Consider the following 26,643-nt stretch of genomic DNA (forward strand, 5'->3'; position numbering starts at 1 on the left):
TAAATCTGATGTAAAATGATTCATAGGGAAGACCTCTTTCTTGTGAGTTGGTTGTGGTGACTTAATTCTACAAGAAAGGTCTTCCTTTTTGCTATTTATCTATTTACACAAGATATTTTACGCTCTCGTAGAAGTTGTTGAAATCAAGTTTTTTCCACATTAATATTTAGGACATTCCATACATATTTTTAATATACAAGCTATCATTTACTGGAGGGCAAAAAATGACGAACACTTTCTTTTTCCTGGGCATTTATTCCGTTTTAACCATATGGATTCTTCGATTCATTATCGTTTTCCGCCATCGTTTATCCTGTATGGCCGGTATGATGGCTGCAATGGTGCAGGGAATGACAATCGGTTTAGGCGTAGGGACGCTGCTCGTTATATGGCTCCCGGGTGAAATCTTTCATGCAACAATAATTAGTATGTTAATCGGGGGAATCATCGGGACAGTTTCTGGAATCCCTATTAGTATTATGTGTTTGCCGTAATCGTTTTGTTTGCAATCATAATTATTTTGGGTGTAGGGAGTGATTTACACAATAACTACTACGGTAAACAATACAATAATACAGCTGATCCTAACGCTACGCATGAACACCAACTAGAGAAGAATTTACCAGACCTATCCAAAAATGAACTCGCAATAATAGCGAATGAATTTTCATTTTCCCCATCCACAATCCACATGAATGCGAACGAAAAAATAAAGATTATTTTGTATAACGCAGGAAATGTTGAACATGACTTTGAAATTGTCGGAACTGATATTCATGTCCATGCAAAACCAGGGCAAAGAAGCAGTGTAATCTCCACTCTGGAGAAACAGGTGAATACCGAGCAGTGTGTACATTGCCTGGCCATCAGGAGGCTGGAATGATCTCTGCCGTTCGTGTTCATCCATTATAGAACAATATTGATATTAAGACGTAGGATTTTTATCCGTGTTAATGCTGCGTATAAATGAGGTTACATTACCCAAACAACAAGACCCTTGCGGGTTATTAACTTCACAGCCACAACGCTTGGCTTGTACCTGCATGCGTATATGTTCTATGGGGCGTTGGTTTTTTAGAGTTGCTTCCGTTAGGCGTTTTCTCGTCCATCCAAAACAGTAGCAAACCGGCACATTCAAAGCCTTGTTTTTCTGAAATACAGATATTTTGAGGTCGTCTGAAACGTAAGTTTGATCATTGCTGAAATAAACTACTTCACATGAGGAATTTGAGCAGAATGTGTATATCAATTCACTGTCTATGGTGTCTAAGGCTTTTGGTATAAGCATTGCTTTGAGTGTAATAAGAGGAACGTTCTTGCCCTTTTGCTGACAAATAGGGCAATAATTAAGATTCGACTTTTCCAACGATGATGATTGGCAACATTCGTTCAATGATGACCACTCCTTAATGTCCGTAGAAACACGCTAATCTTACTCGCTCGGCTGCGATTGATCAATATGGCTCGGAATTGCATACCCGTCATAAAGTACTGATGTCATCATCCCAGAACTCGCATGGTTGAGATCGTGGCAATGAAACATCCACTCTCCGGGATTATTTGCAATGAAAGCCAACTCATACTTCTCGCCCGGTTTTACAACAAGTGTATCTTTGAAGATCGCCCCGTCTTCAACCGGTGAGCCATCCTTACTTAATACTTGAAAAAAGTGTCCATGCAAATGCATAGGATGATCGAACATCATATCTTTGCTTTCTAATGTTACTTTAATAATATCCCCTCTCTTCACATCAAGCGGATCGATATCAGGATATGTCCTTCCATTAATTGTATAGATCATCCCCATTCCTTTCATTCCATGCGACAGCACCATCTTGTATTCTTGATCATATTTATTTGATGCAAGAGATGCATATTCTGTTGCAATCCCGGATCCAATCAATGTAAAGATTCCGTCATACTCCGTTTCATCCAATGTTTTCTTGGATGTTCTATTAATTAATGGAATGATTAATCCATCTGCAGCAGGCGTATTTATCATCTCTCTTATAAAAAAGCTGCTATCGGGCGCAGTAAATTCCACATCGTATCTTTCCCCTGGTCCAACGGGCAAAAGCTTATTTTGGATTATTTGCGGATCCATTACTGCCTGCCCATCAACCGCCACGACTCTATATTCGATCGAACCCAAGTTCATATAATGGGTTATATATCCTGCATTTATAAAACGTAACCGCACATTCTCACCCGTTTGAATTTCGTACGCAGAAATCAAATCACCAGACTTGCCATTTACAGTGAAAAGATCATCATTGGAGCTTCCCATCATACCCTTTGGTCCTGCTTTTCCCTTACTATTCATCTCATCCAGGATAAACGTATAATCTCGGTCCAACTCCGTTTGCCGGTCGCCCTCCACGATCAGTGCACCATATAACCCAAGATCCACTTGCTCGGCACTTTTGTAATGGGAATGATACCAATAGGTGCCTGGAACGGTTGCTGTAAATGAATACTGAAAACTCTCTCCAGGTTTCACTGCGTTCTGTGTTACCCCGGGTACTCCATCCATATCTACCGGAACAGGATATCCATGCCAGTGGATGGTTACGGGCTGATCCAGCTCATTCTTCAAATTGACTTCTACCTGCTGCCCCACTTTTACACGGATTTCTTGGCCGGGTACTGTTCCGTTATAGGAATAAAGGTTTAGTTTTATTCCCGACGAGACCTCTTGTTTCGTTTTTTGTGCAACGATATTATATGTGATCTTATCGCCTTCGATTTGAGGCCTTGTATAAAAGGTATCATCGATTGGAAGTATTGAAAACTGATTAATATCCACTTCTTTCCGTTGTCTTTTTTCACTTGTGGGTTCTGATCGATTCATCATTCCCATCATTGAACAAGAACCAAGGACTGAGGCAATGAGAAGGATTAGAATTGCTTTATAAATGTTTTTCAACCGCTAGTCCTCCTTCTTAACGTGCTCGTATTTTAACGGATAGTTACTTCTCGAGGTCCCCCGTCCATTTAGCCATACCGCCGTCAAGATTATAAACCTGGTTATAACCATTCTCTAACAAAAGGTTCCCACTTTCCACTCCCATACGACCGGTATGACACACAAAGACAATTTCCTTATCCTTAGGCAGTTCAGTATACCTCAACTGAATCTCCTCAAAAGGAATGTTTATCGAGTTGGGTACTCTACTATTGGAAAATAATTCGGGTTCCCTTAAATCGACAATGACCATATCTTTTTTACTGTTTATCATATTCGTGAGCATCTTAGTATCCACGATTTGCAGTTCAGGTATAGTTTCTAGGGACTTGTTCGTTGTTAAAAACTTGATGGAGGCCGCTCCTAACATAACTACAATCAATACAAGTAAGACAAACCACTTATTTCTTATCACAAGCGACCCTCCTTTTAATGAATTTGTTCTAACTTGGGCGAAAGATCTTCGGGGTCTTTTCGTTTCTGTCTTAAAGTGAAGATCATCATGATTACCAGACTAATTACAATCACAACTACACTCGTCCATTGTCCTGCTGTCCAATTAAAAAGATATCTAGGAGAGTCACCTCTTAAAAACTCCAGCATAAACCTTCCGATCGCATACAAGATGTTATAAGATAAGAACAAAAACCCTTTAGGCCATGTTTTATTTTTCATGATCAATAAAATCGCAAATACAATGAAATCCCACTGACCTTCCCATATCTCGGCTGGCCAAAGTGGTTGCGGACCGTATTCGGCATATGCCATTGTGCCTTCCGGATAAACGATGCCAAAACTTGAGCCTGTAGGTGATCCATACGCATCTCCATTTAAAAAGCAAGCGATACGACCGATAGCCTGGCCAAATATAATAGCTGGCGCCATCGTGTCCGCCATCTCCCAAAATGAAATCCGAGCCACTCGGGCGTAAATCGCCGCAGCGATAAATCCACCTACTAGCGCTCCTTGAATGGCAATACCTCCGTTCCAAATAGCAGGTATCTCCACTAAATGTTTGGAGTAATAGTCCCATTGGAAGAAGAACACATGCCAAATTCTCGCAACCAAGATTGCTCCGATTATTACATAAAACATCATGTTTGGAATATGTTTGCGATATGTTGTCCCTTTTGCTAAATAATACGCCACACCCATGGCCAACATGATGGCTAAAGCAACGACCAATCCATATGATCGCACTTGGAAATCGCCAATCGAAAAAAGAATCACTCTCATCCTATACCCTACCTTGCCCTATAATTGTTTTGCAAATTAGGCGTTCGCCCAAAAAAACAGTCCCTTACCGCATCCGGGTCTAAATCCACCGCAAAGCAGAGCGCTTCAAACCATTCTGTTTGTATAAACGTTAATGCATCTTGTTTAATCTGAAAATATTGTCCTGTTCTCTTTGCTCGAATTTTCAGATCGGATTTGGTCAGCAACAGCATTTCCTGGATCAGAAGATAATACCCACGCGGCATCATGTTGATCTTCATCCCTTTCGCTTATTGATGTCTGTTCATGATGTTTCAATCTGTTTAAGAACATGGAAGATATAAATCCCGCTGCCATCATCAACAAATACACGATTTGTTGTCCAGATAACCCTAGTAGAAAAAGTGCTTTCGGCTTAAATAACGACACTAGCATCAAGCCTGCACCAAAATAAGTTAAAAACAGAACAACTATGTTTCCCGAACCGACCTTCGACCGTTGTCTCCACAAGTAAATGAGCATGGGAACTGTAATAAACAGCATGTAAACATTGATAGGATGATATTTAAACTGAGGGCTTTCAATCGAAATTCCCCAAGGCAACGAAGTAGCCGAACCGTATTGCCATCCAATCAAACTGTATACGAGGACTGACGTGATGGTTCCAATAGCAAGCAGGTCACCAATAAAAAAAGCCGGAACTTTCAATCGCCGTATACTTATGGTCATGTAAAATACGGCAACCGTAACTCCTATCCATAATCCCGTTGAAGAACCAATCATAGTAATTAATCGATACGGGTTACTCCATAAAATAGACGGCGAGAAAAGCAAGGGGCTGAATTTCCAGACGAAGAATACGATAATAAAACTATTGAAAAGCTTATCAAGAATTGGACTATCATAGAAAGGGGAGTTTTTGATTAGCTTTTGCAGTACATAGTAGCCAACCATTCCTGAAAACCCCATCAGCAGCCAGTTCAATTTAATCATAAAGGGTCCAAATTGCAGTATTTCCGGCATAACCCTTTGCCCCCTAACGAATAAGTCGCTTAAATTTACTTTCCAAATCTCGGGAATCTACAACTCCGATTACCTGATCCACAATGACGCCTTTCCCATTTACAAAAAAGGTTGTTGGAATTGGCCTGATCTGATATCGCCCAGACACTGTTCCTTCCGGATCCAGTAAAACGGGGAAATCAAAACCGTATTCCTCCACAAAAGCTTTTGCTCCATCAATACTGTCGCCGACAGTAACGTTTACTGCATAAATCTCGATCTGTTCATTATATTTTTCATACAGTCTCACCAAATCGGGCGCCTCAATCCTGCATGGGCCGCACCATGATGCCCAAAAGTTAATAACAACGGGTTTGCCATTCAAGTCATCAAAAGAATACGCCTTCCCATCAAGTCCAGTTAGTGAAATCTGCGGGGCTCGATACCCTACTTTGGGCAGTTCTTCCTTATTATTTGGTGATGGCGATTGATAAACAGCCGCAACGGTGAGAACAACAATAGTCGCTAGCACTATCCATTGTTTTTTCATCCTTTTCCTTCTCTCCATTACCATATTCAAAAAGTTATATTTTCCAGCATACTACTTCCTTTTAAAATCCTGTAAATCCACCGAATAACTGAATCAAGAAAATCGTAATTTTTGTCATTTGGTCCGTATACAACAGAATTCCGGTCAATACCATCAAGGCCCCACCAATTTTCATCAAGATGCCTGAATATTTAAGTATCGATTTTAATCGTCCGATAAAGAATGCCATCACGAAAAACGGAATAGCAAAACCAATTGTGTAAGCAACGGTATAGATAATTGCCTGATTCGGATTGGCCACTCCAAGCATAATCACCGCCGACAAAATTGGTCCGACGCAGGGTGTCCAACCCGCCGCATACGTTATCCCGACAAGTACGGAACCAAAATAACCAACTGGCTTGTTCTTGAAAGTAACTCTCGCGTCTTTCATTAAGAACTTGGGTGTAAAAACTCCAAGCATAACCAGACCCATAACAGCGACCATAATACCTCCAAGTTTGCGTATCAGGTCTTGATAATCAGTAAATAAGTTTCCTATGAAACTAACTGAGATACCGAGAGCAATAAAAATAATTGAGAAACCGATCATAAAAAACACCGTATGCATCATCGCTTGCCGGTGGAGCATTCCTTTACCTTCTTGCAAATCTTTTACAGAAATACCTGTAATGTATGATAGATAAGAAGGATACAATGGAAGACAGCAGGGCGAAATAAATGATAAAAGACCTGCGCCAAATACAAGCCAAATGCTTAAATCTGCAGCATTCAAAAAGGTTACCTCCATTTTTACACTACTGATTGTAGTGTAAATTGTTTGAAAAGGGCGGGCTTACGAACACCCACCTAAAATAATGCTACTCATAATAAATATAAGAGATAGGGTCAGTAACAACGGTTTAAAGTCAGACATGGGAACATGGATCCGCTGTTTCGGTTCAAGAACTTGCATAATTCGATAATTGATTGCATTTTCTGCAAAGTAAGCAACTGCAGTAGAGTGCTGAATCTTGCCTACTTTTGATAGCTTTAGCAGAACATTGCCTAAATAATACTCCGTCCCCATTTGCTTAATGGCGAATCGGTCGGCAAGCAATTCCTTCCAGGTCTTAAAATCACGTACCATCGCCTTCATCGTCGGTATATACCCTAACCCGTCAAGGATCAAAGCTAACAGGAACATTTTCAATGGGTCACGATTCCGGCAGTGGTACCACTCATGAAGCAGAATGGCTTCTACTTCATGATTAGAAAACATGCTCAATACTCCGGTTGAAACAATAATTCGGGGCTGGAAGAATCCTATTGTTAGAGCAATAAACTTCTCATCATTAACAACAATGAACTCTGTCCCCCACTTTTTATACTTATCATTCAGTTGTTTGGTAAGTTTCGTATGTTTCTTGCTATGAAACACCCTGAGCCATTTTTGGGTTAAACGTAATTGCTTGTAAAGACGCCAGATCATTTTCCCAAACGTATATAAAATGATCACGTTGATCAAAAATTTTGTGACATTATGGGCTACGGTTTCTTCCTTTAATGCACTTATACAATATTGGAAAAAGTTCCAGGGAAGGCGAACATCCCATAGTTGATGCGCTATATATAGGCCCATTTGTACTAAAATCATAACACCGACGAGTAACAAGGAACCGAAAATGAAATTTATTCGGAATACAGGATTCATAAATCTTTCCTGCTTTTCAGTTGATTTAATTTATCCGATAATTTATTGATCAATTCAGAGTCGGCATCCTCCAACGCATCAATCATGTGTCCCACAACAAGATCACCAAATTCTTGAATGAGGCCATCTGTAACCGCCTTAGTTTGTACGTGCAGAAATTGTTCTTTCGTTTGCACAGGTTCGAAAACTGTCACCCTATTCCTGCCTTTTCCACGTGTATCTTTACTAAGGTGCCCTTTTTCCAGCAATCGATTCATTACGGTCATCACTGTGTTAAACGAAATAGGACTTTCCTGATTTAAAATTGACTGCACATCCTTGATACTCATACCATCGGACAACCACAATATGTTCATAATCTTGGCTTCGAGTGGGCCGAAAAAACGATTTAATCCTTCTTCATTCACATTAAACTTCTTCACATTTGTCATTTTCTGCACCCCCCCCACACTACAAATTGTAGTCTATTAAATACACTGTGTCAATCGCTCACAAATCGGTCAAAAATGAATCCGGCCTCCCTACATAAGTTCTACATAATCATGCATTATGATTAGTTTGTGATAAATGTTATAGACAAAAGTATTGAGGATAGGGAGGAAGCATTATGAAGATTGGTACAAGTTTTAAATTAGTATTCGTTTTTGCAATATTTGCTGTTTTGCTTACAGCCTGCTTTGATTCGAAGGATTCGATGGAAGGAATGGATCACTCGAACATGAATCAATCCGGTATGACCAATACGGATAGCAGCAATCAGTCTAATGTAAATACACAAGATAAAACATCAAAGATGACAACCTTAAAGGGGAAGGAATTTACGCTTACCGCAAAAACAAGCAATTTAGAAATCACTCCTGGAAAAACGTTGCCTGTATGGACATTTAATAACTCTGTGCCAGGCCCCGAATTTCGTGTTAAACAAGGCGACACCGTCAAAATCACATTAAAAAACGATTTGCCTGAACCCACTACGATACATTGGCATGGTTTACCTGTTCCCAACGAAATGGACGGCATTCCGGGTGTAACTCAAAATGCTGTACAACCTGGGAAGTCATTTGTCTATGAATTTAAAGCTACTGTTCCCGGCACTTACTGGTACCATTCTCATCAAGACGGTGCTAATCAAGTGGATAAGGGCCTCTACGGTGCGTTTATTGTTGAAGGAACAGATGAGAAAGTGGATCGGGATTATACGTTAGTTTTAGATGAATGGATGAGCATGGGCGATATGGACATGTCATCAATGGACAATAGCAGCATGAACATGGATATGTCATCGATGGATCATAGCAACATGAATATGGATTCTTCAAAAGACCAGGCATCGAGTGAAAATAACATTGACCATGGAAATATGAGTGATGATGCTCACGGTTCTTCGGCTGAAGGTCATGATATGAGTATGTACGATATATATTCAATCAATGGGAAGTCGGGAGACTCGATTGATAAACTTATAGTGAAAAAGGGCGAAAAAGTTCGCATTCGACTCGTTAACGCTGGATTACTTTCGCATAATATCCATTTACATGGGCACGAATTTAAAGTCGTCTCTACTGACGGACAACCGATCAACAATCCTGCTTCTATCAATGATCAGGTCATTTCGATTGCTCCGGGAGAACGCTACGATCTCGAATTTGAAGCGAACAACCCCGGGCAATGGTATATCGAAGATCACGGAGATGATCCGCGTGTGAAAGGCATGAAGGCCATCATTGCCTACGAAGGCGCAAACGCAGATACAGACAAGCCAAACGAAACTGCCGCGCTGCCAATCCTTGATTTGACACGTTATGGGCAATCATCAAATTCAGTGTTCACATTGGACCAAAAATATGATTTAGAGTACACGATGGATCTGAATACGGATCAACAGAGTGGACAGCAGGTCTATACGATTAATGGAAAAACATATCCCGACACTGAGAAAATCAAAGTCAAAAAGGGAGACCTCGTCAAAGTCCGATTAGTCAATAATTCCAAGACCGACGATCATCCCATGCACCTTCATGGTCATTTCTTCCAAGTTCTTAGCAAGAACGGTAAGCCTATAGAAGGCTCACCCATCGTGAAAGACACACTTAATTTGAAACCAGGAGAAGAATACGAAGTGGCTTTTGTTGCGGATAATCCAGGAGACTGGATGTTCCACTGTCACGAACTTCACCATGCTGCAGCAGGTATGGTTACGCATTTGCGATATACCGACTATAAGAGCGATTTTGTACCTGATCCGAATGCCGGCAATAAGCCTGAATAACCTTAAATGGCCTGATCTTACGCCTTAAATTAGCGTAAAATCAGGCTGTTTTTTGCAGGTTGTTATTTTGTTTTCACCCAGCTCTCACCACCGTCTTTACTTTCAAATACCGAATACCTTTCAGTCACAATTAACAGACGGTTGGCGTCTTTCTTCGAACCTTTGATCCCAAGCGGCATTTCTCCATTCAAATCGACTAGCATTGGCTTCCAAGTTGTTAAGTCGTTCGATCTTTGAACTCCGCTTTCATTCATAGTAATGATTTCCCCGGTTGGCGTAATAAAAATTTGAAATGTCGGCTCATTACCGATCTTCGTCTCTTTTATATTGTTATCCATTATATCGTAACGGTACAGCCCGCTTTCTGTGCCGGCAATAATGGATGAAGATTGACCGGGTGCAATTGCTATAGAATATGCAGCTTGAGGAATAACACCTACCTTCGTCCAGGTATTCCCACCGTTGTTGGATTCATACAGATTGTCTCCTGGACCAGCAAGCATTGTATAAAGATGCTCAGGGTTATTTGTATCCATGGCCAAAAGGTGCGCATCCGGTTCATTTGGTTTTTGTTTATTCGGCAGCCCGTCTTCGGCCACATCCCAAGTCTTTCCACCGTCTAATGATCGCTTAACAAAACCATGACCGGAAACTATCATTTTTTCCGGATTTGTTGGATCGATTTCCAGTCCCATTACGTCGTTACTTTGCAAAGGTTGTAATGTGCGTAACCATTTCCCGTTGTTATATTCATAAACACCTGTATGCGTTCCTAACCAGACAGTTGATTCATCTGCAGAATAGCTAAAGACATGAGGATGCGTTGCCGAGCCGGGTTTTAACTCGTCCGCTGAGCTTGTCCTATTTATGATTCCCCAGACAGCCACGCCTAAAATTCCAATCATAACGATCGAAAATACCCACCCTATACTCAACGAAGATCCTTTTTTCTTACTGGCCATATTTATCTCTTCTCCTTCAGTTACTAATCCAAATTTTTAGGAAGTTGAATATAAACAATAGTTCCATGGTTGCTTTCAATCCATACCGATCCATGGTGGGCTTCGACTATTTTTTTTACGATTGTAAGACCAATACCTCCACCCCCGGATTTTCGATTTCGCGATTTGTCCCCCCGATAAAACCGTTCGAAAACATATGGCAAATCTTTAGGCGAAATACCTGATCCAGTATCACTCACAGTGATAAGAACACTTTCCCCCTTATCCGTCGCTTTTATTTCCACATATCTATTTTCCGGGGTAAATTCCAAAGCATTGCTTAACAGATTAACAAGAACTTGAATAAGACGTTCCTTGTCAACCTGTATGATGATTGAGGGAGCACTTTTGACTATGAGTTGAACATTTTTTTGCATGTAGGCAGCTGATACCACGCTTACTCCATGTTGGATCAACTTACTTATGTCTTCTTGTTTCAAAGATAATCGAAATTGGGAGGATTCTATATGTGTGAGTTGCTCCAAATCTGCAACCAAACGAATTAATCGCTCGATTTCTTCATAACAGGCTTGAATCCGCGACGGTGTCGGTTGCCAAACTCCATCTTGGAATGCTTGCATGTGACTTTTTAACGTTGCAAGCGGAGTACGCAATTCATGTGCAATATCTTGAGTCATTATTTTGCGCAAATGTTCCTGATTTTGCAATTGTTCTGCAAGTTGATTTAATGAGGCTCCCAGATCCGCCAACTCGTCATTTCCTTTAATGTTTGACCTTGATTCTAAATGTCCATGTGTCATTTTTTCCGCAACATGTTTCATTGTGATCAGCGGCGCAGATACTCGTTTCGCTATATATAAGCTAATACCGATGGTCAAAAGAAGCGCTACCAAAAATGTCCAAACGATGGATTGAATCAATGCTTGTTCTAAATGATAAATAAGCTGAGAAAAATCGTGAGTCATTCCCATCGACTGGTTCTGATACATCAAGAAGTGATAATGCGTCTCAAATATAAGACTTATACTAACGAATACGAGTATGGCTGCCACCGTAAAAATAAAAATGAAGGAAAGGCGGGCACGCAATCCGGTTTTTCTCATCTAGTACCACCCATAAAGCGATACCCAACACCGTAAAGGGTAACGATATATTCCGGTTTTTTAGGATCCGGCTCAATTTTTTGACGTAAATTTTTAACATGCTGATCAATGGACCGAACATCCCCCGCATAATCAAAACCATACACTTTTTCCACCAATTCTTCTCTTGTAAAATGTCTTTGAGGATGTCGGGCTAAAACCATCAGCAGTTTATATTCGTTCGGAGTTAACACAATCGGAGCTCCATTTAAATATACCTCATGGCGTAAAACATCGATAATAAGCTCGCCATCGTTAAAAGAGACGCGATCAGCAAGTAAATAACTATCATCGGAACGTCGAAGGATTGCCCTAACCCTGGCAACCAACTCTCGAACATCAAAAGGCTTAATCAAATAATCATCTGCACCAAGCGAAAGACCTTGTATCCGATTATTTTCTGAAACCTTTGCGGTAAGCATAAGAATGGGAACGGAGCTTTGCTGACGAATTTTTTGGCATACTTCTTCTCCAGGAATATCCGGAAGCATCAAATCCAGTATGACCAAGTCGATTGCCGTTGATTCGATAAACGATAAGGCTTCTATACCCGTTCCCGCCTCAACGACGTTGTACCCCTCCTTTACCAAATAAGAACTAATGACATCGCGGATTTTTTCCTCATCATCGACTATTAAAATGCTCTTCATACCCTATCATCCTCGCAATTAATCTACTCTGTAGGATAGCGCCTGTTTTCCTAAGGCTTCCCAACTCTCAATAAATTGTTTCTTATCGACTTTAATTCCTTTTTGATTTTTTCGCGGGTCGTTTATAAACACATGATCATTGTCGTAACCGACCAAGAGCACCGTATGCTCTTGAAACGTCGTCCGGATCGGCCCAAGTGGGGAATCCCACACCATCCATTGCTTTTCAGACGGCTTCGTGTATGAAACGGTTGTCCAAACCAGAACCGGAAAACCGTCAGATACTTGTTGCTCCAGTTCATCAAAGTCTTTTCCGGTAAAATCAATTCCGGTTGGAATATATTTGATAAGTAATTCAAATAATGCCGTGTGATAAATACCGTATCCTTTTTTCTTGCCTGTTATATCTCCTACAAAACCTAAATTCGGGTTTCCCCAATAGCGGATGCTTCCGTCTTTATTATACTCAATAGGCGTAGGATCCTGTTTTAGTTCGGGAAGCAAATCCATTTTACTTTTATCGATGCCGTAAAAATTGAACATCATCGTTAATGTTGCAATTTCACATCCGTTATAAAGTTCGGGTAACTGAAGAACGACAGGTGCGTCAATAAAGGCCGATTCGAGCTTTTCTTTTTTCTGATCAACATTATCACTTTCATTATAATCATCTTTATTTTCAGTTAAGATAGCGACGGATTGTCGCATGTCATCGGGATTAGAACCTATCAAAAACTCCTGATCAGTTATCTTTAAATACAATAACAACGTAAAGAACGCGCTTGTCATAACAAGGCCGATGACTAATATTGTTGCAAATATGTACTTCAGAGTTTTCAACATACTTTCTGCCTCTCCCGTTGTACAACCACTCATAATAAATTTAAAAATTTAATACACTACATATTGTAGTATATATTTGGATAATTGTAACTACCTGTTCTCACTTATTTATAAACCAATTTCGGATGCACAATGTATAGCAATCCGTAAACAGCGGCCCCGATCATCATTGCAACGGTAAATCCCATTGTCATGGAAATCATTACGGAAAGAAGGGAACCGGCTACTGTCATCAATCCGTTTATCGCCCAACTTACCGCCGTCTGCCGTTCCGAAACTTGAGTTAAACCATAAGGAAAGGGCATACCCATAAAAAAGCCCAGCGGGAATAACAATATCGCTGCAACTGCTATTCGATAAATCAAAGGCAAATAAAACATTTGCTCATTGTACCAAGTAATTCCCGAATTCACTCCTATCGCAAGAATTGTTATTATCAGTAAAGGGACAAATCGTTTCGTTTGTCCATTGAACCATATCCCGGATAACAAACTCCCGATTCCACCGGCAATCAGTAAAATACCCAGAACCAATACAAAAGACAACGTAGGATGGCCTAACGGTAAAATAAGCCGTTGCACAAGCGTTGTTTCAATGATAATAAAACCGATGGCAATACCTGAAAAATAGGCGGTCCCTCCGTATCCGTTTTTCGTTATTCTAGCAAAGACAAATACGAACAAAAATGTCAGAACTACGATCCAAATAAACGAATAGGGGATTTTTCCTGTTTTGTTATAAAAGAACGGCATATCGTCGCTATTCGCAGCCAAGTTGACTTTCTGATCGGCTAATAACTTACTTAACGAAGAGTATTGATCATTTACATGAGGAATGTGAATCGGAATTTGCTGTATGCTCTCCGTTTCCGATTTTAAACGGTTGGCTAACATTAACGAAATCGGCCGCTTGTTAATGATCAACAGAGGCCGTGTTATCACGCTTCCCCCCATACCCCAAACCTCGTGTCCAAGATGCTGAAACGTACCAATCACTGCAATGTGATCACTTATTCGATTGTTGGTAACCCCTTCGCTTTCAAGGGATTTTTCAACAGCAGTCATAACCTTCGCCAATTCCATTTCGTTATGAAGCAGAAAGGCAAGTCTTCCGCCCGGCTTTAACTTCTTTAGATATTCTCCTACCGCTTCAACTGTAAACATATAGTTTTCTGTTAAGGTCATACCCAAAGCGTTTTCTGACTCCTTTTTTACCAACGATAAGTAAATTAAGTCATACTGATTTTGGGTTTGCCGGATATAGTTACGGCCATCGGATACAATTTCCCTAACGCCAGGCTGTTTAAATACATTGCCTGAAAAAGATGACATTGCCTCAACAGCCCGAAAACTTCCTGGATTGATATCGACTGCCTCAATCTGCTCAAAACCGGCCATTTTTGCAGTCAGGACTTCTTGTCCCCCGCCAGCACCAATAATTAAGACCCGTTCTTTTGTAACATCTTGAAAAGCAAGAAAACTCGTTGTCCATCGCAAATAATCGACCTGCTGCAAATCGCCTGTATATTTCGAAATTGGCGATACTGCTCCGCCATCGATCGTGATATATAACAATTGCCCATCTCCCGCGTCGTATACATCTGTGCGAGAAAATGAATTCCAATCCGAATAAACAATGTGAGTGTCTTTTTCACCTAAAAACAAATTTGCCGGGCTCGTTTGGTAAGCACGAAATGGAAGAAAGTTAGTAAAAGGTTGAACTAAGTTGAAAATCAAGATAGCAAGACCCGTTATATATATATATTTTAATGGGTTTGCAGCGGTTTTGACGCTGCAAACAAAACTAATGAACACTAGCGCCGCTGATATTAGACTGACCATTTCGATCGGACCTAGTACATCCATTAACCATATAGAAAATACCGCACCAATTCCGGCACCGGCTAAATCGAAAAAATATATCGTCCGAATATTTTCACGTTGCCCCTGCATGATTGCGGCAAGCAACGAACCACCCGCGAAAAAAGGTAAAAGTGCTACAGCCGAATAGAACCATATATTCTGATAAGGAAGCACATATATTGTTAAAACTGAAATAATCAACAGGATAGCAAATAGCCCTAACCATTCATTGCGGTTTCTAAAGACGAATCCTGAAGATTTGTAGGCTAAAAACCCGCCAAGACCGATTCCTAATGTTGCCAGGGAAATCGTTAAAAAGACGAAGTTATAATCCAGTATCACCGAAAAAAAACGGGAGAGGAATACTTCATATACTAAAAAAGCAAAAGCCGATGAAAATGTAATCAGCATATCTTATAATGCTCCCCATTGTCAAGACACGAAAAGACGATTTCTAAGTTAATTCTCCTTTCGTATATTGGCATTTAGGCAGCACTCAAAAGAGTTCTACCGTAGTACACATCGTCGGGGCAAAGATCATCAATGGATGAATGAGGTCTGTAGGTGTTGTATTCGTGCATATAGCCGTGAATGGCCTTTCTCAGTTGTCGCGGCGTATCGAATTCATGAATGTAAATCAAGTCATACTTCAGCGTTCTGAAAAATCGTTCTGTTCTCACATTATCGAGCGCTTGACCTTTGCCATCCATCGAGACCTTCACTTCGGCGCTATCTAGAAGTTCCAAGTAATCGGGATTGGTGAAATGACTACCTTGATCGCTGTTGATGATTTCAGGCTTGCCGCTTGCCAGTGCCCGTTTCAGGCAGTTCATGACAAAGGTCTTCTCCAAGGTGTTGGACAGCTCATAATCGATAATACGCCGGCTGTACCAATCTATGATGACAAAGAGATACATGAAGCCCTTTTGCATCCGGAGATAGGTAATGTCGACTCCCCAGACTTGATTTGGACGAGAGATATTCAGCTTCCTCAATAGGTAGGGACGAATATATTGAGCATGATACCGCTTGCTTAGATTCGGTTTGGGATAGATCGTATAAACACCCATCTCACGCATCAACCTGCGGATCTTCTTGCGATTGACGCATCGCTTGTCATCGCGGCGAATGACCTTCGTAATCGTCCTGTAACCCCAGGTAGGATGGTCTGTGTGCAGTTCATCAATCCTCCGCATGATAAACAGATCCTCATCGGAGATCGTGTTCTCCTTGGGCGGCTGACGGTACACGCTGCTTCGATTGACGCTCAACAAGTCAGCCTGCCGACTAATTGTAATGTGGGACTCCTGAAAATCAACGTGGTTTCTTCTTCCAGCCGGGTCCGAGGATTTCTGTAGATTTTTTTTTCAACCAGTCTACCTCATAGGTAAGCTGGCCGACTTTACGCTCCAAATCTGCGATATGTTCTTTACTTTGTTCAAGTTCTTTTTCGGATTCGGAAGGTCCTTTCTTAAACACGTCCGAAGCTCGTTCCAAGAACTCCTTTTTCCAACGGGACAGGACCACTGGACTGACCTCGTATTTGGCAGCGATTTGGTTCACTGTGGATTCTTCCGACAGGATCTCCAGCACAACTTTCGTCTTAAATTCGGCAGTGTAATTCGTTCTCTTTTTCATAGTCTTAGTATAACTTAGATTTTAGATTCCGTGTCTCACCCTTGGGGAGCATTATATCTTTACGATCGCTTCGCTTCAATGACATAGTTCCCCTTCATAAGGTAATCCTGTTAATATTAACAGTTTGGTCAAATCGTGATGACCTTAAAACCAAGCAAGGGGTGATGTTTTTATAATATCTTTCCGGATTAATTAAATGAAAGGAAGATGGTTCTCTGCCCTCACGAATATAGATGTATCATTTGGGAATTATACATCAAGAAGTAACCAACGATATAAGGAGGAGTGTTATTCCATGCCAGTCACAACGCATACTGCACAGCATCACCAATCTTGTATCGACACATGTAATGCCTGCGTACAAGCTTGTGAACATTGCCTAACCGCGTGTTTGAATGAACCGGATGTGCAGGCAAGAATTCAATGCATTCAGTTGCTGCGGGATTGTGCAGATATTTGCTCAATCTCATCTCAATTCATGTCACGTAACAGTCCCTATGCCAAACAAATCTGTAATATCTGCGCAAGCATTTGTGATGCTTGTGCGGCGGAATGTGCGAAGTTTAAAGACGAACACTGCCAACACTGCGCCGAACTTTGCAGAAAATGCGCTGAAGAATGCAGAAAAATGGCAGCTTGACTGAGATAGGGGGACGGTTGTCCCCCTTTCAGTTATCCCTCTTTTTTTATTTGGATTTTTCTCTAATTTTCGAAAATTTGTTTAGATAATTTTTTTTGCTTTCTCTTTTTCCTTAAGATTAGAATAACGACCGTAAGAATTAACATAAACATAAATGTTATACTGGTGCTGAATGGGGATGATGCTGCCTTTTTTTCAATTGAAGGATCTTCCGTATTATCTCGTTTAAGTTCTTTATTATTATTGATTTCCAATTCTTTTGAATATATTTTTTTTCCGTCAAAGTTCAAAACAACGATTAGGAAAGCAGAATCATCGATCTGGATATCAAATTTTTCGTCTTTATCGCTTGTAAAGATTAATTGTTCCGGGATTACAAAACGGTCGATATAAGACTCAAATGCTGAGGGATTTAAAGTAATCTTATTGGTTTGAAAATGTTCAAATCCATAGTCGAACAATTTTACCATATCACCGTAAGCTAATTCTGACGAATCGGCTTTCAAGGTAACGGCAATCCATTCTGAATTCCCTCTCTTGACAGAGGCAACCAACGTGTTTCCGGACTGACTCACATATCCGTTTTTTACACCTGTTGTTCCTTCGTATCGCCATAGTAGTTTGTTATGATTATAGAGTGTTGTTTCCCATCCTTTCCCGATCCACTCCATTTCCTTTGTTCCAACGATGGAACGAAATATCGGGTTTTTCATCGCGTATTGCGTAATAATTGCCATATCATAAGCAGTTGTTTGATGTTTTTCATCAAATAGCCCATGCGGGTTTTGAAAATTTGTGTTCTTAACTCCAACCGTATCCCTGACAAATTGATTCATACGTTCTGCAAATTGGGCTTCACTTCCATCAAAATATTCCGCAATCGCTGTTCCCGCATCATTGCCTGAATTAATAAGCAGTCCTTGGACAAGTTTTAATAATGTAACCTGTTCCCCTTCAAGTAAATAAACTCTCGTACCAATAACATTTCTAGCTGTTTCGCTAACGGTTACAATATCGTCCAAATTGCCCTCTTCTATAGCTATTATCCCTGTTACGATTTTCGTGATACTTGCGGGATACATTAAGCGATTACTTTCTTTTTCATACAATATGGTGCCTGTTGCTCCGTCAATTAAGATAGCAGCTTCGCTGTTGAGCGAAAAATGCTGATCATCTTTCGTTTCATATACCGTATTTTGAAAAACGAATATGAACGAGACGAATAGAAGAAAAAAATGATAGAATGTTTTCACTGAACTTTTCCTTTTCATGAACGGAATTGAAAAAATACACTACTTATTGTAGTGTATTAAAAAGTGCAATGTCAAGATCTTAAGATCCTTGAAATATCCTTTGTAATATTTTGAAAATGCATATCGCTTTAGTTTTTATCTAAGAATTACAGTATAGCAGTACAAAGTTAAAATAACTTCGGACTGCTATACTATTTCCTTGGCATCCATTTACTTTATTTATACAGCGATTATAAGATATAACTAAATTGGATTTTCCTAAAATACCGCTCAGCACCAACCTTATACTGTTCTTTCACTATATAGACGGCAATAAAGATACCGCTTTAAATTAGCTTTACGGCATTAAAGTTTAATGCAAAGTCTATCTACAATTTTCATCGGTTCCTTGCTGATTTCTTCAATGAAACCATTTACAGCAGAACGTATCTCTTCTACGGTTTCAAAAAACACATTGTAGATAACAGATTTTTTCATCCATCCCCACAGCCCTTCAATAATGTTAAGCTGAGGGCTGTATGGTGGGAGGAATACAAGTTCTAATTGGTTTGCATGCTCGTTTAGAAATGGTTGAATCAACTTGGCATGGTGAATGCGTGCATTATCCAGAATCATAACGGTCTTGCCCTCTGGATATTTTGCGATGATGTTTTCAAGAAACGACAGAAACACCCCAGCATCGTACTGTGCATGATCCTCAACGTAGATTTCACCGGTTTCATAATCAATGGTGCCCATTAACTTTGCACCACGATGCTGACCGTAGGTCGGTATACGCTTTTGTTGACCTTTGGGAAACCAAGTATTAGCGAGCGCCTGATAATCCCGAATCATACATTCATCTTCAAACAGAATCCGAGCAATTTCGTGCAGATGCAATTTTTTTTAACCCTTCGAAGGATTCCTTGAATGCTTCTTGTTGCTCGGGATCCGCCTTTGCCAGTGTATATGTTGGTCTAGTGAAACTAAAGCCTAAACGATAAAGCAACTCACGTGTACCGCGTTCAGAATAACTGACCTGGTATTGCTGCTCGATCCACTGCCGGATCATTATTGAATTCCAATTCATATTGGCTGGAAAGCCAACTTCAGCAGGGCGCTTATGAATGATCGTTTGGCATAATTCTTGTTCTTGTTCATCCGTTAAGCGTCTCGGGCGTCCAGGTGAGTGATCCAACTGCAATCCCTCTAAACCCTCAGAACAGTAAGCTCGAATATAGATTCCGACAGTCTCAATGTTAAGATCTAGAATTTCCGTAATTCGATCACGGCGTTCTCCGGAAAGAAATAAATAAATGCACTGATAACGCACGTATAACCTAATTTCGTCTGTAGCTTTCATTGCAATTCGAACTTCTGTTAATCGCTCTGCCTTATCTTCAAATTGAATTGCTTTTGTTCTCGCCATGGGAACCACACTCTTTCCATAGTAATCTTTATCAATGGAAAGAATTAGATATTAACAGCGTTAAATCCTTTAGTAATATTGACGGTCTGTTATCAGCCGTCTATATAGTAGTCCCCTCTGAAATATTAAGCTGCTTCAGCAACTTCTCGTAATTTTTCCAGCGATATACGTTCCGCATATCTGGCGTAGGTCTCTTTCTTTTTTCCGTTCTGCTGAAAGTCTGTAATCAATCGGGTGACTGCAGGAATAAGCTGTTCTGCTCTAAGGCCAGGTACTAACAACTGCGCAAGCCGCGCCTTCAAACCCTTGGCATCGCCACCAACATAGAGATCATATCTATCTTTCATTTTCACGATAGCAATGTCTTTTAGTAAAGGCTCGCTCGTACCGAGCGCACAACCTGCATAACCAATCTTCAATGGACTGGGAACTGGATGACCGACAATTGCCTTATCGAGTGTTTCGGCTACATCCAACCCTGCATCCTCTGCTCCTCTGCAAAAATTGCATGCAATTAAACTTTTCGAATAAAAGCCTGCAGGGTGAATCTCCAAGCCTGCTTCCTGCAATTGTTTCTGCACTTCTTGCACACGTTCTTCTTGCAATGCCACATAAAGCTGCTTGAATGTCGTCATTTCAATCTGGGCATCTTCCCCTACGATGGAACCTAGCAATGCAAGCTGGTTAGGCTTAAATATTGTACCACTCACTCCAAACCCAGGTGTTACGGCAAATTTCTGAAAAGCCATTTGATTTTCACTCTCCCTTTTCAGTATATATGAAGCTTAGTTCAAACTTAAATTTTCACTCTCTGCAATCTCAATGCATTTAACACTACGGAAACGGAACTGAACGCCATTGCCGCTCCAGCCACCCATGGCGCCAACAAGCCAATTGCCGCAATCGGGATTCCAGCGGAGTTATAAGCAAGAGCCCAGAATAAATTCTGCCTAATGTTCCGCATTGTCTTACGGCTCATAAATATCGCATCAGGTATACTATTTAAATCACCACGCATCAATGTTACATCAGCTGCTTCCATGGCTACATCGGTTCCAGTACCGATCGCCATCCCGATATCCGCCAGTGCCAGGGCTGGAGCATCGTTGATACCGTCGCCAACCATCGCCACCTTTTTGCCTTGCGACTGTAATTTCTTGACCTCTTCCGCTTTTCCCTCTGGCAACACTTCGGCCAACACATTATCAATACCGACTTGCGATGCAATGGCCCGAGCCGTCCGCTCGTTGTCCCCCGTAATCATGATTACTTCTAGTCCCATCCGCTTGAGGCGATCAACAGCCGTTTTTGAAGTCTCTTTAATCGTATCAGCCACGGCTACTATTCCGGCATATTGTTGATCGATCGCAATAAGCATCGCTGTTTTCCCTTCCTGCTCTAACTTCGACATCTGATCGAACGCCTGCTCCGCAGTTACGCCATACTTGGCCATTAAACGGCGGGTACCGGCCAAGATCACCTTTCCTTCTACAACAGCGCGGATGCCGTATCCCGGGACGGCTTCAAACTCGCTAGCTTCGGGAAGTTCCAGACCTCTCCCCTTAATACCTGACACGATCGCCTCCGCAAGCGGGTGTTCCGAACTCTTCTCAGCTGCACCGACTAGGCGCAGGAAATCCGATTCCTCCATATTATCGACCCATACATCGGTCAATTCCGGCTCACCTTTTGTAATCGTGCCGGTTTTGTCCAAGATGATCGCCTCGATTTTATGCGTCGATTCCAAATGTTCTCCGCCTTTGAACAGAACGCCCATCTCTGCTGCACGACCGGAGCCCGCCATAATTGAGGTTGGCGTTGCAAGACCTAGCGCACACGGACAAGCGATAACAAGGATAGCTATCGATTTTTCCAATGCACTGGCAAAATCGCCTGGTGTTACAATGAAGTACCAAACCCCAAAGGCTAAAACCGCAATGGCGACTACAATCGGTACAAAGATGCCGGAAATACGATCCGCTACCCGTTGGATCGGCGCTTTCGAACCTTGTGCTTCTTCCACAACTTTAATTATTTGAGCCAGCACTGTTTCCTTACCGACTTTTGTTGCCTTTACTCTCAATCTTCCGTTCTTGTTAACGGTCGCTCCAATGACAAAGTCGCCTACGTTTTTCTCTACGGGAATACTCTCTCCGGTTAACATCGATTCATCTACGGATGACGTTCCCTCGACCACTTCTCCATCTACGGGAACTTTCTCACCCGGCTTCACAAGTACGATATCTCCGGTCACTACTTCTTCAACCGGAATGGTCAGTTCCTGTCCATCGCGCACGACTAGCGCGGTTTTGGCTTGTAAGCCCATAAGTTTTTTGATCGCTTCGGACGTTCGTCCCTTCGCCTGAGATTCGAATAGTTTTCCGAGAACAACCAATGTAATCAATACGGCGCTTGTCTCAAAATACAGATCCGGTCCATGATGTGCAGCATCCGCAGATGATGCCCACACAATCGATAAATACAAACTATAGAAATAGGCTGCAGACGTTCCTAGTGCAATAAGCACATCCATATTGGCGCTTTTGTTACGTAAAGCCTTAAAGGCACCCACATAAAACTGCTTTCCGATATAAAACTGGACTGGGGTGGCAAGTGCCAATTGGAACCACGGATTCATAAATAATTCAGGCATCCAGATCCACGATGTGAATGAAAAGTGGCTAACCATCGACCACAACAACGGCAAACTTAATAGGACTGAAATGAATAGCTTACGCTTTTGATGTATTATCTCTTGATACCGATGTTCCTCCAAATTACTTTGAGCTTGTTTTGGCATTGCTTTATAACCTAGTTTTTCTACTTGGTTCTGCATATCGGCGACAGTAACTTCCGTCGGGCTATATTCCACATGAGCTGTTTCCATCGCAAAGTTGACAGTTGCATTCGTAACACCCGGCAGCTTGTTAAGCGATTTTTCAATCTTGTTTGCACAGGCTGCGCACGTCATACCACTAAGCTGCAGGTCGATTGTTTCCTTTGCCGTCCCGTACCCCAGTTTTTGTATGCTTTGTTCCATTTTTGAAAGATCCATTACTGTAGGATCGTACGTTATCGTCGCCCGCTCCATCGCGAAATTAACATTGGCCTCTTTAACCCCTTCCAACTTATTCAAGCCTTTTTCAATACGATTCGCACACGCGGCGCAGGTCATACCAGTAATTTGCAGGGAACTTTGCTTCAATTCTATTTGATTGGATTCCATCTGTAGTCACCTTTTCATGTACCCATGGGGGGTATAATTTTGAGTAAAAAAATGATGGAAAATAGTCACTCGATTCGAGTGACTATTTCGTTAAATTTCAAACCACATCATAGCCTTGCTCTTCAATTTCATGTTTGATTTTCTCAAGATTAACGTTATTTTCATCATACTGAACCTGAACTGTACCATTTTTTAGATCAACTTTTGCGGTTACCCCAATATTTCGCAGTGCTCCTTCAATAGAATTTACACAATGATTGCAAGACATGCCTTCCACTTTCAATGTTTGATTTTGCATGTTACGGGTCTCCTTTATTTGAAATTTACTTCATTAAAGTATTCATTGTTTTCAATAGTTCTTCAATAACCTCGACTTCACCATCTTGTATTCGTTCCACAACACAGCTTTTTAAATGTTCGGTCAATAACAGTTTTCCTACGCCGTTCAGAGCGGATTGAACCGCGGCAATTTGATTCAAAACATCATCACAATAAGTATCCTTTTCGATTAACCCTTTTATACCTCGGACCTGTCCTTCAATCCGATTTAATCGAGCTGTTAGTGCAGCTTTCGTTTTACTGGAATGATGACTTTTCCGTTCATCTAAACTCGAACAACAATGTTCTTGAACATCTGTAACCCCAGTTTGTATGATTTCCACTAAATTGCACCTCCTTGTATTTATAGTATACCCCCCTATGGTAATTGTCAATCATTATTATCCGCAATTTCGGGTGTTTGCGCTGAAGCAATTTTCTAATAACGATATAGACAATAAATCCGGATACCGCAATAATCAAAGCCATTCCAATAAACATGACGATTCACATTCCGAACATACCATCCATCATCCAGTTCATTAATCCGTCCCTTATGTCACTATTTTTTCGAACAGTAGTTTTTTTTAAAGTCCATTTTTCTCATACCAAAAACACTAAATTTCAGTGAAAAATGACACATACCGGAGGCAGTGTCTAGACGTACCTTATAGCTAATGATATTTTCAGACCAGATGCGTTAATCACAACGTCCTTTGGATATCGCGGATTAACGGCTTTTTTCCACGCAGGCTATAAGCCGCTTCTCGATATCTGAAGCGATAGCCATCAGTTCATCGTTCTCTACAAGTCCGATTAAAGCCGTAGGCTTCGGCAAGCCGATCCGGGTACTCCCGCTCTCTTCATAAACGGCAAGCTTACATGGGAGGAAATAACCAACCAAAGCATTTTCTGAAAGCACACGTTTGGCTTCATTTGGATTGCATACTTCAAGAATATGATAAGTATTGTCAAAATCAACACCTTTCTCATGAAGTTTTTCCTGCATATCTAATTGCCAGAGGACACCGAATTTTTCTTCCTTTAGGTTTTCAGTAAGGGCTGAAATTGCTTCTTTAGGCGTTTTTGCTGTCTTAACAGTGTAATGGAACATGACTTTTCCTCTTTTCCCTGTTCAACTCGCCCGCGATGAAGACAATCGCAGTAAGTCCTTTTATTTAACATCTAATGACCCATACCCGGCATTTCCGACATGCCGTTTTTAGAATTCCCCTCATGTTGCCCATGTCCTTCGCCTGTGGAAGAAATGATCTCCAGCATATCGTCAATTTCTCCTTGTGCAGCCCTATTCAACGATTGTTCATCGCCGACTAACCAAGAATGGTTATACGGCCCTTCCGTTGGAGATTTCTTATATTTGGGTTGAACCGTCATCATGTAATCCATGACAGTGTCCGGCATCTTCTCCTTATCAGTCCAAAGAATAGGAGCATGTTTGCCCAGATGTGAGAAAGGCGCTGCTGCGAGAGCCAATGATGCTGTATTCAGACTAATAAACGAAAAGTTATGTCCCGGTGAAGTGATTCCCCATCCAAATCCGGTCTCGGGGTCTTTATATTTAGCAAATGCAACGGCATTTTCATAAGGGTCGTTTCCAGAGATCCGAACGACTTTTCCGTACTGTCCTAATTGTTTTTCAACATTTTCGGATATAATGCTCTTTGGTCCCAATAAATAAATAGATGCCTTTCCATTTCTAAGCTTTAATGCTTCTACTGTATCCGTTGGAATCTCATCCTTTGTTACATACAGTAGCGGCTCAGGCATGTGTGCAATCCAGTTAATTGCTGGCAGTGAATATTCTTGGCTATCCAGAGAGCCTATAATTACAGATTGTGGATAGCCCTGTGAAACTCTTGCATAATAATCATCTACTGTTTTAGCGATAGCTGCGGGACCTTCACCCTTAATCCAATCTGTTTTAAAGCCCATTCCTTTGATTTCCTGCTCAACATTTTGATCCAGATTTCCGACCAAAATAACTTGTGTTCCGTTATTCAAAGTCGATCCTACAGGATTGAGCCTTTTTAATTCATTTTTCGTAATCTCTGGCACATTATTCTTATTCACAAATAATACGGGGCCATTATTCGGATGATGAATTAAATCTGCACTTACTAGTGCGGATTGCCAATCTTCTGGGTTGGCCAGAATAACACCACCGGGCTGGTTCTTTTCGTTTGTCGCCATCCAAACCGTTTTGGACACCAATACGGCCGTTTGAAAAGGATCACTGTTGTTAATACGTGTTGTATTTTTAGAAGCGATCCAAGGAGGCTCTGACGCTTTGTTTTTCTGTTGATCGACGTTTACTTGACCTTTTTGTGTTTGTTGGCCTTGAGTAGCTCCCGGTGTGCATGCAGTTAATGTCAATATTACTGCGAAGAAAAGGATATTGATCTTTAAACGCTTATTCATGCGAAATCCTCCATCTTGGATTTTCATCTGTAACTTTTAGATGTACTTCAAACTTCTGCCTTTGCGGCTTCCCGTATATTATTTCCAAACGGCTGAAAGTCTTATCCATTTGTTTCTGGGGAATTTACGCCCCAATTAGTCTTGATTTACAAGTAAAGCTACTGTATGAGGTCACGAACAATCGGTTACAGCGTAAAATGTCTACTTTGCGTACGATAAATCAAACTTGCCATTTGATTTATACATCTTTCCATACTTTGTTGAATTCAGGTTTCGTATCATATTTTGGGCACATGCCGTGTTCATGTTATGCTATCTAGCATAGACTGTTATACGTGATGCAAACATCACGAATTCGCCCCTAAGGGAGGTATGCAATAACTTCACCTATTACACAATGCGGTGCCTACACCCTCAATCATGAAGATTGTTGCCGACAAAAAAGGTGGATTGGCATTTAAAAATGAAACTTTATCTTGAGCAACAAAAAACTAATTACTCGAAACAGGAGAAGAAATTTTCAAAACTTGCCGGGGAAAAAGCGCACGTGCCTAGTAACGACACCGTT

The 26,643-nt window shown here is 41.1% G+C and carries 28 protein-coding genes; 4 read left to right on the plus strand and 24 right to left on the minus strand.

Annotated elements, in window-relative coordinates; all coding sequences use genetic code 11:
* Positions 1-224: 224 nt before the first annotated feature.
* Positions 225-494 carry a hypothetical protein gene (locus ACFPXP_RS19500; RefSeq protein ID WP_379896076.1) on the plus strand — a complete coding sequence of 90 codons (270 nt, stop codon included), beginning with the start codon at positions 225-227 and terminating at the stop codon, positions 492-494.
* Positions 482-883, plus strand: a complete 402-nt coding sequence (locus ACFPXP_RS19505) for a cupredoxin domain-containing protein (RefSeq protein ID WP_379896077.1) — start codon at positions 482-484, stop codon at positions 881-883. The genes ACFPXP_RS19500 and ACFPXP_RS19505 overlap by 13 nt, the downstream gene beginning before the upstream one ends.
* A gap of 42 nt (positions 884-925) precedes the next feature.
* On the opposite strand, the gene ACFPXP_RS19510 is transcribed toward ACFPXP_RS19505, so the two are convergent.
* The 9 genes from ACFPXP_RS19510 to ACFPXP_RS19550 form a co-directional block, all read right to left on the minus strand.
* Complete coding sequence (locus tag ACFPXP_RS19510; RefSeq protein WP_379896078.1) at positions 926-1,393, minus strand: putative iron-sulfur cluster-binding metallochaperone; 468 nt, start codon at positions 1,391-1,393, stop codon at positions 926-928.
* A gap of 39 nt (positions 1,394-1,432) precedes the next feature.
* The gene (locus tag ACFPXP_RS19515; protein ID WP_379896079.1) at positions 1,433-2,926 is read right to left on the minus strand and encodes a multicopper oxidase family protein; all 1,494 of its coding nucleotides are present in this window, start codon (positions 2,924-2,926) and stop codon (positions 1,433-1,435) included.
* A gap of 43 nt (positions 2,927-2,969) precedes the next feature.
* On the minus strand, positions 2,970-3,380 hold the full coding sequence (locus ACFPXP_RS19520; RefSeq protein WP_236595681.1) for a rhodanese-like domain-containing protein: 411 nt from the start codon (positions 3,378-3,380) through the stop codon (positions 2,970-2,972).
* A gap of 14 nt (positions 3,381-3,394) precedes the next feature.
* On the minus strand, positions 3,395-4,201 hold the full coding sequence (lgt, locus tag ACFPXP_RS19525; RefSeq protein WP_379896080.1) for a prolipoprotein diacylglyceryl transferase: 807 nt from the start codon (positions 4,199-4,201) through the stop codon (positions 3,395-3,397).
* A 144-nt stretch (positions 4,202-4,345) separates the two neighbouring features.
* On the minus strand, positions 4,346-5,203 hold the full coding sequence (locus ACFPXP_RS19530) for a prolipoprotein diacylglyceryl transferase family protein (RefSeq protein ID WP_379896081.1): 858 nt from the start codon (positions 5,201-5,203) through the stop codon (positions 4,346-4,348).
* A gap of 13 nt (positions 5,204-5,216) precedes the next feature.
* Positions 5,217-5,732: a TlpA family protein disulfide reductase gene (locus ACFPXP_RS19535; protein ID WP_127608029.1), complete on the minus strand. Its 516-nt coding sequence runs from the start codon at positions 5,730-5,732 to the stop codon at positions 5,217-5,219.
* Between the two features lie 61 nt (positions 5,733-5,793).
* Complete coding sequence (locus ACFPXP_RS19540) at positions 5,794-6,507, minus strand: cytochrome c biogenesis CcdA family protein (protein ID WP_127608030.1); 714 nt, start codon at positions 6,505-6,507, stop codon at positions 5,794-5,796.
* A gap of 60 nt (positions 6,508-6,567) precedes the next feature.
* Positions 6,568-7,425 (minus strand): M56 family metallopeptidase, encoded by an 858-nt coding sequence (locus tag ACFPXP_RS19545; protein WP_379896082.1) that lies wholly within the window; start codon positions 7,423-7,425, stop codon positions 6,568-6,570.
* Positions 7,422-7,856, minus strand: a complete 435-nt coding sequence (locus ACFPXP_RS19550) for a BlaI/MecI/CopY family transcriptional regulator (protein WP_127608032.1) — start codon at positions 7,854-7,856, stop codon at positions 7,422-7,424. Before ACFPXP_RS19550 ends, ACFPXP_RS19545 begins: the two co-directional genes overlap by 4 nt.
* 176 nt (positions 7,857-8,032) lie before the next feature.
* Here ACFPXP_RS19550 and ACFPXP_RS19555 point away from each other — a divergent pair, with 176 nt between their 5' ends.
* A complete protein-coding gene (locus ACFPXP_RS19555) occupies positions 8,033-9,694 on the plus strand; it encodes a multicopper oxidase family protein (RefSeq protein ID WP_379896083.1) in 1,662 nt (553 codons plus the stop codon).
* Between the two features lie 62 nt (positions 9,695-9,756).
* Here the strand turns inward: ACFPXP_RS19555 and ACFPXP_RS19560 are convergent, their stop codons facing one another.
* The 7 genes from ACFPXP_RS19560 to ACFPXP_RS19590 all read right to left on the minus strand — a co-directional run bounded on the left by ACFPXP_RS19560 (position 9,757) and on the right by ACFPXP_RS19590 (position 16,791).
* A complete protein-coding gene (locus tag ACFPXP_RS19560; protein ID WP_379896084.1) occupies positions 9,757-10,656 on the minus strand; it encodes a WD40/YVTN/BNR-like repeat-containing protein in 900 nt (299 codons plus the stop codon).
* 23 nt (positions 10,657-10,679) lie between these two features.
* Entirely contained in the window at positions 10,680-11,759 is a 1,080-nt protein-coding gene (locus ACFPXP_RS19565) for a sensor histidine kinase (protein ID WP_379896085.1), read from the minus strand.
* Positions 11,756-12,448, minus strand: coding sequence for a response regulator transcription factor (locus ACFPXP_RS19570; RefSeq protein WP_127608036.1), 693 nt, complete (start codon positions 12,446-12,448; stop codon positions 11,756-11,758). The genes ACFPXP_RS19565 and ACFPXP_RS19570 overlap by 4 nt, the downstream gene beginning before the upstream one ends.
* Positions 12,449-12,466: 18 nt before the next feature.
* Positions 12,467-13,291, minus strand: a complete 825-nt coding sequence (locus tag ACFPXP_RS19575) for a C39 family peptidase (protein ID WP_127608037.1) — start codon at positions 13,289-13,291, stop codon at positions 12,467-12,469.
* Between the two features lie 104 nt (positions 13,292-13,395).
* Positions 13,396-15,564: a spermine synthase gene (locus tag ACFPXP_RS19580; protein ID WP_379896086.1), complete on the minus strand. Its 2,169-nt coding sequence runs from the start codon at positions 15,562-15,564 to the stop codon at positions 13,396-13,398.
* A gap of 74 nt (positions 15,565-15,638) precedes the next feature.
* Entirely contained in the window at positions 15,639-16,424 is a 786-nt protein-coding gene (locus ACFPXP_RS19585; protein ID WP_379896087.1) for an IS3 family transposase, read from the minus strand.
* A gap of 43 nt (positions 16,425-16,467) precedes the next feature.
* Entirely contained in the window at positions 16,468-16,791 is a 324-nt protein-coding gene (locus ACFPXP_RS19590) for a transposase (RefSeq protein ID WP_379896088.1), read from the minus strand.
* A 478-nt stretch (positions 16,792-17,269) separates the two neighbouring features.
* Here ACFPXP_RS19590 and ACFPXP_RS19595 point away from each other — a divergent pair, with 478 nt between their 5' ends.
* The gene (locus ACFPXP_RS19595) at positions 17,270-17,431 is read left to right on the plus strand and encodes a four-helix bundle copper-binding protein (RefSeq protein ID WP_307720683.1); all 162 of its coding nucleotides are present in this window, start codon (positions 17,270-17,272) and stop codon (positions 17,429-17,431) included.
* 62 nt (positions 17,432-17,493) lie between these two features.
* Here ACFPXP_RS19595 and ACFPXP_RS19600 read toward each other — a convergent pair whose 3' ends face one another.
* The 8 genes from ACFPXP_RS19600 to ACFPXP_RS19635 form a co-directional block, all read right to left on the minus strand.
* Positions 17,494-18,684: a D-alanyl-D-alanine carboxypeptidase family protein gene (locus tag ACFPXP_RS19600; RefSeq protein WP_379896090.1), complete on the minus strand. Its 1,191-nt coding sequence runs from the start codon at positions 18,682-18,684 to the stop codon at positions 17,494-17,496.
* 345 nt (positions 18,685-19,029) lie between these two features.
* A protein-coding gene (locus ACFPXP_RS19605) for an IS630 family transposase (RefSeq protein WP_379896091.1) occupies positions 19,030-20,092 on the minus strand; the annotation gives its coding sequence in 2 pieces (ribosomal slippage) (positions 19,030-19,551 and positions 19,553-20,092; 1,062 coding nt in all).
* A 125-nt stretch (positions 20,093-20,217) separates the two neighbouring features.
* On the minus strand, positions 20,218-20,841 hold the full coding sequence (locus ACFPXP_RS19610) for a nitrite reductase (protein WP_379896092.1): 624 nt from the start codon (positions 20,839-20,841) through the stop codon (positions 20,218-20,220).
* 47 nt (positions 20,842-20,888) lie between these two features.
* Entirely contained in the window at positions 20,889-23,318 is a 2,430-nt protein-coding gene (locus ACFPXP_RS19615) for a heavy metal translocating P-type ATPase (RefSeq protein ID WP_379896093.1), read from the minus strand.
* Between the two features lie 97 nt (positions 23,319-23,415).
* Positions 23,416-23,616 carry a copper chaperone CopZ gene (gene copZ, locus ACFPXP_RS19620; protein ID WP_054798833.1) on the minus strand — a complete coding sequence of 67 codons (201 nt, stop codon included), beginning with the start codon at positions 23,614-23,616 and terminating at the stop codon, positions 23,416-23,418.
* 25 nt (positions 23,617-23,641) lie between these two features.
* Positions 23,642-23,980: a metal-sensitive transcriptional regulator gene (locus ACFPXP_RS19625; RefSeq protein ID WP_379896094.1), complete on the minus strand. Its 339-nt coding sequence runs from the start codon at positions 23,978-23,980 to the stop codon at positions 23,642-23,644.
* Between the two features lie 386 nt (positions 23,981-24,366).
* Positions 24,367-24,750 (minus strand): DUF302 domain-containing protein, encoded by a 384-nt coding sequence (locus tag ACFPXP_RS19630; protein WP_141336216.1) that lies wholly within the window; start codon positions 24,748-24,750, stop codon positions 24,367-24,369.
* Between the two features lie 71 nt (positions 24,751-24,821).
* On the minus strand, positions 24,822-26,075 hold the full coding sequence (locus ACFPXP_RS19635) for a cell wall-binding repeat-containing protein (RefSeq protein WP_379896096.1): 1,254 nt from the start codon (positions 26,073-26,075) through the stop codon (positions 24,822-24,824).
* Positions 26,076-26,643: the final 568 nt, after the last annotated feature.

Source organism: Marinicrinis lubricantis (assembly GCF_042658665.1).
Classification (GTDB): domain Bacteria; phylum Bacillota; class Bacilli; order Paenibacillales; family KCTC-33676; genus Marinicrinis; species Marinicrinis lubricantis.